General features: G+C 52.9%; 1 rRNA gene. It reads right to left on the reverse strand.

Features of this window, described 5'->3' with window-relative positions:
• Positions 1-7: 7 nt before the first annotated feature.
• Positions 8-2,923: ribosomal RNA gene (locus HFA01_RS18715) — 23S ribosomal RNA — on the reverse strand.
• Positions 2,924-3,025 lie beyond the last annotated feature (102 nt).

Below are 3,025 nucleotides of genomic sequence, written 5' to 3' on the forward strand. Positions count from 1 at the left end.
TAATCAGATAGATAAGTCATCGATCCATTAGTATCCGTCAGCTCCACGTGTCACCACGCTTCCACCTCGGACCTATCAACCTCATCGTCTCTGAGGGATCTTATTACCTTATAGGTAAGGGAAATCTCATCTCAAGGGGGGCTTCATGCTTAGATGCTTTCAGCACTTATCCCGACCACACGTAGCTACCCAGCGATGCTCCTGGCGGAACAACTGGTACACCAGCGGTGTGTCCATCCCGGTCCTCTCGTACTAAGGACAGCTCCTTTCAAATTTCCAACGCCCACGACGGATAGGGACCGAACTGTCTCACGACGTTCTGAACCCAGCTCGCGTACCGCTTTAATGGGCGAACAGCCCAACCCTTGGGACCGACTACAGCCCCAGGATGCGATGAGCCGACATCGAGGTGCCAAACCTCCCCGTCGATGTGGACTCTTGGGGGAGATAAGCCTGTTATCCCCGGGGTAGCTTTTATCCGTTGAGCGACGGCCCTTCCATGCGGAACCGCCGGATCACTAAGCCCGACTTTCGTCCCTGCTCGACTTGTAGGTCTCGCAGTCAAGCTCCCTTGTGCCTTTACACTCTGCGAATGATTTCCAACCATTCTGAGGGAACCTTTGGGCGCCTCCGTTACCTTTTGGGAGGCGACCGCCCCAGTCAAACTGCCCACCTGACACTGTCTCCGGACCGGATTACGGTCCTGGGTTAGAATGTCCGTACAGCCAGGGTAGTATCCCACCAGCGCCTCCACCGAAGCTAGCGCTCCGGCTTCCAAGGCTCCTACCTATCCTGTACAAGCTGTACCAACATTCAATATCAGGCTACAGTAAAGCTCCACGGGGTCTTTCCGTCCTGTCGCGGGTAATGTGCATCTTCACACATAGTATAATTTCACCGGGTCTCTCGTTGAGACAGTGCCCAAGTCGTTGCACCTTTCGTGCGGGTCGGAACTTACCCGACAAGGAATTTCGCTACCTTAGGACCGTTATAGTTACGGCCGCCGTTTACTGGGGCTTCGGTTCAACGCTTCGCATAAGCTAACGCATCCCCTTAACCTTCCAGCACCGGGCAGGTGTCAGCCCCTATACTTCGCCTTACGGCTTCGCAGAGACCTGTGTTTTTGGTAAACAGTCGCTTGGGCCTTTTCACTGCGGCTCCTCGGCAGAGGAGCACCCCTTCTCCCGAAGTTACGGGGTCATTTTGCCGAGTTCCTTAACGAGAGTTCTCCCGCTCACCTTAGGATCCTCTCCTCGCCTACCTGTGTCGGTTTGCGGTACGGGCACCTCTTTCCTCACTAGAGGATTTTCTTGGCAGTGTGAACTCAGGAGCTTCGGTACTTTATTTCCCTCCCCATCACAGCTTGACGTTGCCGGACGGATTTGCCTATCCGACCGTCTCACTGCTTGGACGCGCACATCCAGTGGCGCGCTCTCCTTATCCTCCTGCGTCCCCCCGTCGTTCAAACGGAAAGGAGGTGGTACAGGAATATCAACCTGTTGTCCATCGCCTACGCCTTTCGGCCTCGGCTTAGGTCCCGACTAACCCTGAGAGGACGAGCCTTCCTCAGGAAACCTTAGGCATTCGGTGAAAGAGATTCTCACTCTTTTTTCGCTACTCATACCGGCATTCTCACTTCTAAGCGCTCCACCAGTCCTTACGGTCTGACTTCACGGCCCTTAGAACGCTCTCCTACCACTGATCATAAGATCAATCCGCAGCTTCGGTGGTGTGTTTAGCCCCGGTACATTTTCGGCGCAGAGTCACTCGACCAGTGAGCTATTACGCACTCTTTGAATGATGGCTGCTTCTAAGCCAACATCCTGGTTGTCTAAGCAACTCCACATCCTTTTCCACTTAACACACACTTTGGGACCTTAGCTGGCGGTCTGGGCTGTTTCCCTCTCGACTATGAACCTTATCACCCACAGTCTGACTCCCAGAACAAAGTCTATGGCATTCGGAGTTTGACTGAATTCGGTAACCCGATAGGGGCCCCTCGTCCAATCAGTGCTCTACCTCCATGACTTTCTATTCTGAGGCTAGCCCTAAAGCTATTTCGGAGAGAACCAGCTATCTCCGTGTTCGATTGGCATTTCACCCCTACCCACACCTCATCCCCGTAATTTTCAACTTACGTGGGTTCGGGCCTCCAGTCAGTGTTACCTGACCTTCACCCTGGACATGGGTAGATCACACGGTTTCGGGTCTACGACCGCATACTCACTCGCCCTATTCAGACTCGCTTTCGCTGCGGCTCCGCTTCTGCTGCTTAACCTCGCATACGGTCGTAACTCGCCGGTTCATTCTACAAAAGGCACGCCGTCACCCATTAACGGGCTCCGACTACTTGTAGGCACACGGTTTCAGGTTCTCTTTCACTCCCCTTCCGGGGTGCTTTTCACCTTTCCCTCACGGTACTGGTTCACTATCGGTCACTAGGGAGTATTTAGCCTTGGGAGATGGTCCTCCCGGATTCCGACGGAATTCCTCGTGTTCCGCCGTACTCAGGATCCACTCCGGAGAGAGAAAGATTTCGACTACAGGGCTGTTACCTGCTCTGGCTGACCTTTCCAGATCGATTCGCCTATCTTCCTCTTTGGTAACTCCAATGGAGTGTCCTACAACCCCAGAAAGCAAGCTTTCTGGTTTGGGCTGATTCCGTTTCGCTCGCCGCTACTTGGGAAATCGCGTTTGCTTTCTCTTCCTCCGGGTACTTAGATGTTTCAGTTCCCCGGGTGTGCCTGCCTATACCTATGTATTCAGTATAGGATACTGTTCCATTACGAACAGTGGGTTTCCCCATTCGGAAATCTCCGGGTCAAAGCCTACTTACGGCTCGCCGGAGCATATCGGTGTTAGTCCCGTCCTTCATCGGCTCCTAGTACCAAGGCATCCACCGTGCGCCCTTATTCACTTAACTATCTTCGTGAAAAGACGTTTACAATTTCAATTAGATGTCTTGTCATCAAATGTCTCATCGTTAGATGAAACAATGATTCCTTATCCAGTTTTCAAGGTTCAC

The sequence above is a fragment of the Halobacillus faecis genome, assembly GCF_007991335.1.
In the GTDB taxonomy this organism is placed as follows: Bacteria; Bacillota; Bacilli; order Bacillales; family Halobacillaceae; genus Halobacillus; species Halobacillus faecis.